Source organism: Sphingopyxis sp. KK2, assembly GCF_001990265.1.
In the GTDB taxonomy this organism is placed as follows: domain Bacteria; phylum Pseudomonadota; class Alphaproteobacteria; order Sphingomonadales; family Sphingomonadaceae; genus Sphingopyxis.
In genome coordinates this window covers 1-5612 of sequence record NZ_LYVN01000195.1, presented here as the reverse complement: position 1 = coordinate 5612, position 5612 = coordinate 1, and the positions used below count along the sequence as shown (strand labels likewise).

Annotated in this window: 7 protein-coding genes; all 7 read left to right on the top strand. The window is 64.8% G+C overall.

Annotation, left to right across the window (positions count from 1 at the left end; translation table 11 throughout):
* On the top strand, positions 1 to 118 hold a 118-nt coding region (locus B1A78_RS23380; RefSeq protein ID WP_144037927.1), incomplete at its 5' end, for a PEP-CTERM sorting domain-containing protein.
* A gap of 132 nt (positions 119 to 250) precedes the next feature.
* On the top strand, positions 251 to 586 hold the full coding sequence (locus tag B1A78_RS20040; RefSeq protein WP_077148643.1) for a helix-turn-helix transcriptional regulator: 336 nt from the start codon (positions 251 to 253) through the stop codon (positions 584 to 586).
* A 2-nt stretch (positions 587 to 588) separates the two neighbouring features.
* A complete protein-coding gene (locus B1A78_RS20035; protein WP_077148642.1) occupies positions 589 to 1050 on the top strand; it encodes an SRPBCC domain-containing protein in 462 nt (153 codons plus the stop codon).
* 48 nt (positions 1051 to 1098) lie between these two features.
* The gene (gene serS, locus B1A78_RS20030) at positions 1099 to 2379 is read left to right on the top strand and encodes a serine--tRNA ligase (RefSeq protein ID WP_077148641.1); all 1281 of its coding nucleotides are present in this window, start codon (positions 1099 to 1101) and stop codon (positions 2377 to 2379) included.
* Positions 2379 to 2768 (top strand): DUF2513 domain-containing protein, encoded by a 390-nt coding sequence (locus B1A78_RS20025; protein WP_077148640.1) that lies wholly within the window; start codon positions 2379 to 2381, stop codon positions 2766 to 2768. The genes serS and B1A78_RS20025 overlap by 1 nt, the downstream gene beginning before the upstream one ends.
* Positions 2768 to 3541 carry a 5'/3'-nucleotidase SurE gene (gene surE, locus B1A78_RS20020; protein WP_077148639.1) on the top strand — a complete coding sequence of 258 codons (774 nt, stop codon included), beginning with the start codon at positions 2768 to 2770 and terminating at the stop codon, positions 3539 to 3541. Before B1A78_RS20025 ends, surE begins: the two co-directional genes overlap by 1 nt.
* Positions 3538 to 4140 (top strand): SOS response-associated peptidase, encoded by a 603-nt coding sequence (locus tag B1A78_RS20015; protein WP_077148638.1) that lies wholly within the window; start codon positions 3538 to 3540, stop codon positions 4138 to 4140. The genes surE and B1A78_RS20015 overlap by 4 nt, the downstream gene beginning before the upstream one ends.
* Positions 4141 to 5612: the final 1472 nt, after the last annotated feature.

The window sequence follows — 5612 nt, the reverse complement described above, 5'->3', positions numbered from 1 at the left end:
CACCCCGACCCCGGTTCCGGCCCCGCCGATGCTCCTGCTCTTCGGCGCCGCCGCCGCCGCGCTCGTCGCCCGCCGCCGCGCCGCGAACAGCGACGCGCAGGACCAGGACGCCGCCTAAGCATCCACTGGCGGTCGGGGTGGGGGGCACCCGGACCACCAACTCAAAGGGCCGTTCCTGCGGGAGCGGCCCTTTTTCCATGCGCCGCAAAAAAACTTTGCCGATCGGCAAGGTGACTATATAGTTCGCCATATGGTGAACCAACAGCCCCAGCTCGACTCGGTCTTCCACGCCCTCGCCGACCCGACGCGGCGCGCGGTGATCGGCCGGCTGCTGCAGGGCGCCGCGCCGGTGACGACGCTGTCGCAGCCCTTCGCCATGGGGCTGCCCGCCTTCCTCAAGCATCTCGCGGTGCTCGAAGCGGCGGGCCTCATCCGCAGCGAAAAGCAGGGCCGCGTCCGCACCTGCCGCGTCGATGCCGCGCGGCTCGCCGCCGCCGAAGCCTGGCTCGCCGAGCAGCGCGCGCTCTGGCAGGGCCGCACCGATCGTCTCGCCGCCTTCGTCGAATCGCCAGCCGCACAGGAGTGACCATGCGCCACGAACTCACCATCGCCCGCCACATCGCCGCGCCGCCGTCGGCGGTCTGGGACGCGTGGCGCGACCCCGCCAAGCTCGCTCAATGGTGGCTCCCCGCCCCGCTCGCCTGCCGGGTCGTCCAGCTCGACCTCCATCCCGGCGGCGGCCTCGAAACGCTGATGCGCGAGGGCGACGGCGAGTGGCAGCCGCATGTCGACGCCTGCATCCTCGACGCCGTGCCCGAGCAGCGCCTCGTCTGGACCACAGCGCTCACCGCGGGCTGGCAGCCGGTCGAACCCTGGCTCGCGCTCACCGCGATCCTGACCTTCGAGGCCCAGGACGGCGGCACGCTCTACACCTCGCGCGTCCTCCACCGCAGCCCCGAGGACGCGGCAAGGCACGAGGAACTCGGCTTCCACGACGGCTGGGGCACCGTGGTCGGCCAGCTCGCGGCGCTGCTCGAACGGCCCGGCTGACCCAAGCTCGCACTTGCGCGCACGCGGCGCCGCCGCCATAGCGCGGCCATGCACGATATCCGCCTGATCCGCGAAAACCCGCAAGCCTTCGACGCCGGCCTCGCCCGCCGCGGCCTTGCCCCCCTGTCCGCCGAAATCCTGGCGATGGACGCGTCGCTGCGCGCGCTGCAGACCGAGATGCAGGCCGCGCTCGCGCGGCGCAACGAGGCGTCGAAGCTGATCGGCCAGGCGATGGCGAAGGGCGACAAGGACGGCGCCGAGGCGCTGAAGGCCGAGGTCGCGGGCCTCAAGACCGCGCTCCCCGCGCAGGAAGAGGCCGAGCGCGAACAGCTCGCCGCGCTGCAGGACAAGCTCGCCGCGCTCCCCAACCTGCCCGCCACCGACGTCCCCGAGGGCGAGGATGAAGAGGGCAATGTCGAAATCGCCCGCTGGGGCACCCCCCGCAGCTTCGATTTCAAACCGCAGGAACATGCCGATTTCGCCCCCGCCCTCGGCCTCGATTTCGAGACTGCGGCAAAGATGTCGGGCGCACGCTTCGCCTTCCTGAAAGGCCAGATGGCACGGCTCGAACGCGCGCTCGGCCAATATATGATCGACCGCCAGACGATCGATCAGGGCTATACCGAATGCGCGACCCCGCTGATGGTCCGCGACGAGGCGGCGTTCGGCACCACCCAGCTTCCCAAATTCCGCGAGGATCTCTTCCAGACCACCGACGGCCGCTGGCTCATCTCGACCTCCGAGATGAGCCTGACCAACGCGGTGCGCGAGGAAATCCTGCCCGAGGAGCAGCTCCCGGTCCGCATGACCGCGCTCACCCCCTGCTTCCGCTCCGAAGCCGGCTCGGCGGGCCGCGACACGCGCGGCTACATCCGGCAGCACCAGTTCTGGAAGGTCGAACTCGTCTCGGTCGTCCGGCCGGAGGACAGCGACGCCGAACTCGAACGCAAGACCCGCGCCGCCGAACTCATCCTCGAAGGGCTCGGCCTGCCGTACCGCAAGATGCTGCTCTGCGCCGGCGACATGGGCTTCGCCGCGCGCAAGACCTACGACCTCGAGGTCTGGCTGCCCGGTCAGGACAGCTATCGCGAGATTTCGAGCTGCTCGAACTGCGGCGATTTCCAGGCGCGGCGCATGAACACCCGCTTCCGCCGCGACGGCGTGAAAGGGAATGAGTTCGTCCACACGCTCAACGGCTCGGGCCTCGCGGTCGGGCGGACGCTGGTCGCGATCCTCGAAAATTACCAGCAGGCCGACGGCAGTGTCATCATTCCCGACGCGCTGCTGCCCTATATGGGCGGGATTACAAGGCTGGAGCCGCTCATATAATGAAACGTGACATGGACTTGGTAAGAGACATTCTCCTCGCAATTGAGGCGAAGCCATCTCCCAAGCCCATTAACATGACGGAATTAGAAGTTCCCGATCACCCCGACTCGTCTTCCCGACGCAAACACATCGTTATGCTTGCAGGAGCTGGTTTCCTCGATTGCGAACCGACGAGAAGCAAAACCAATCCTGATCGGATTCATCACGTTCTCGTTTTTGACCTTTCTTGGAAAGGTCATGACTATCTGGACTCGATCCGCGATCCTAAAGTCTGGAAAAAGATCAAAGAGAAGTCTGCGCAGATCGGCAACACGAGCTTCGAATTCACTTTGGAGATCGCCAAGGCTTTGGCGAAACAGCAACTCAAATCAGTAGGTTTAGACGTATAATGCGCATCCTCCTCACCAACGACGACGGCTATCACGCCCCCGGCTTCGCGGTCCTCGAAGCGATCGCGCGCCAATTGAGCGACGACATCTGGGTCTGCGCGCCCGCCGAGGAGCAGTCGGGCGCCGGCCACTCGCTCACCCTCTCGCGCCCCGTGCGCGTCCGCCAGCACGCCGAGCGCCGCTGGTCGTGCACCGGAACCCCGACCGACTCGGTGATGATGGCGATCGGCAAGCTGATGCCCGAAAAGCCCGACCTGGTCCTCTCGGGCGTCAACCGCGGAGCCAATCTCGGCGACGACGTCACCTATTCGGGCACCGTCTCGGCGGCGATCGAGGGCGCGCTCGCCGGGGTCCGCTCGATCGCGCTGAGCCAGGTCTATGCCAAGGAAGGCATGGGCGACAGCGTCCCCTTCGGCGCCGCCGAGGCGTGGGGCGCAAAGGTGCTGCGCCCGCTGCTTTCGATGGACATGGCGCCGCGCACGGTGATGAACGTCAATTTCCCCGCGCTCCCCGCCGACGCGATCAAGGGCATCCGCGTCACGCGCCAGGGCTTCCACGACTATGGCCGCGGCTCGATCGTCGAGGGCACCGACCCGCGCGGCTATCGCTATTACTGGTTCGGCCTCCACGGCATCGAACATTCGCCGGGCCATGACAGCGACCTCGAGGCGATCGACGACGGCTATATCGCGGTCACCCCGCTCCAGCTCGACCTGACGCATGATGCGTCGCTGGCGGCGCTGCGCAGCGCTTACGGGGCCGCACCGGCCTGACCCGCCTCTACCGCCTCGACGCCCCGGCCGCCGACATCGCGGCCTGTTTCGGTGCCGAGGCGGGCAAGGACCCGTGGACCGGCGGCTATGCCGCCCCCGGCCGCCCCGCGCCGATCGTCAGCCGCGACGCGAAATTCCGCATGCGCCGCGTCGGCCCGATGTTCTGGGGCGTCCCCCCGCCGCCGCGCGGCACCGACCCGATCACCAGCGTGCGCAACTTGGGCAGCCCCTTCTGGATCGGCACGCTGCGCCACAGCGAATTTCGCTGCCTGATCCCTGCGACCAGCTTCGCCCTCTGGTCGGGGCCGGAGGGCGCGCGGCGCCAGCACTGGTTTGCGGTCGCGGACCGGCCGATCTTCGCAATGGCGGGCATCATCCGCTTCGCCGACGAGATCCCGACCTTCGCGATGCTCACGACCGACCCCAACCGGCTGGTCGCGCACCACCACAGCGGCGCTATGCCGCTGATCCTGCCCGCCGAGGCGCACGAACGCTGGCTCAACGCCGAGTGGAAGGACGCGCGCGAGCTTGTGGTGCCCTTCCCCGCGCAGGCGATGACGGTATCGGAGGTGCCGCCCGCGATGACGAATGGCAGCTAGCGATCGAAAATGGACGTCGCCCCCGCGAAGGCGGGGGCCGCTGTCGGTTTACGGAACGGCGGAGTACAAAGCCGCTAACGGCCCCCGCCTTCGCGGGGGCGACGATTTTGGCAACATCCGCTCCCCACCCCATTTCGGTCGATCACACCCCATTTACGTCGTGCAACCGCTAACGCCCGATAGCAGGCCATAGGCCTTTGTATCGATTACAAACCCACCCTCCGGCACGATGAACCGCATACCAAGTGCTGATTACCAGCTGGCGCCGTCGACATGGAGACGCGGCAATTCTGTCCAGAGACCGGGTTCAAAAAGCCGCAAATTGATCCCCATTCGATCATAATCGGGGTCAATCGGGGTCCAGTGTGTTATCACTCCGCAGGTGTTGCAATGAAACAGCGTGAGACATTTGTCGCCCTGGACATAGCCTATGCCCTCGCCGGACACCTTCACCCTGGTTGGAGATGAATAGGTCCAAAGGGCACCCGTTCTCCGGCAAATCGAGCAATTGCACTCGGACGCGTCAACAGGATCGTCATCGACGGTGATCCGGATTGCGCCGCAATGGCAGCTTCCCTCATGACTCATCGCTCTGCTCCCAAACCTGCGGCCCGCTCGCCTGTTTCTTTCCCTTGGCGGGCTTCACGACCTTCTCGAGGTTCGCCTCCCTCATGGTCTGCTCTTCTTTCGGTGGCAAGGCGGCTTGTCCGCACAAGCCTGATGTCTTCTTCGCATCCCATTTCGGTCGATCACACCCTATTTACATCGTGTGACCGCGAACGACCGATTGCGGACATCGAACCGTTTTTAAATGACTCTCTAGAGATATTTTGAATTGAATGGACCGTCGCGTCGAGGATACTTTCGATCCTGAAATGTTCCAAAAGACGATAGCTGATCAAAAATTTTAAGAATGTAGACAGGAGAAAAATTTTATCCCAGATTACTGATATGGGCTTCGCTGATTTTCCTCCAGAATCACCTATACTAGAGACTCCCGCGTTCGATCTTTCGCAGACTGGACGTGAGAATGACAATATTGACCTTCGGACGGTAAGGCCCCGATGCCCGGTTGGTCGCCCGGACGAGATTGTAGTCTGTGCTTCCGATCCGGAAAAGGACCGAGCGAGGCGCCTTCCCGACACTTACACTGTTTCTGAGGTCCCGCCGCGCGCTGAAGTTAAGGTCGGTGAGGGGATAAGTCTGGACGTGCATCTCGACGCTGGAGCGATGCCTAACGGCTACTCGGCAAATCGCATCATGGTTGGCGTCAAATTCAAGTTCTAAGATAGCCCGTCAGTGAGTTGGCAAGTCCGCTTCCCACCCCCAAAGCCGCATCTCTCGCTCGCCCTCCCCGTCACCACGTCACCGCTAGCCAATCCGCCAAGGCTTTGGCAAAGAAGGCGCATGGGGGACCGTCGCCGCATATTCGCTATCCTGCTGCTGTCGGCGCCGCTCGCCGCGTGCATTCC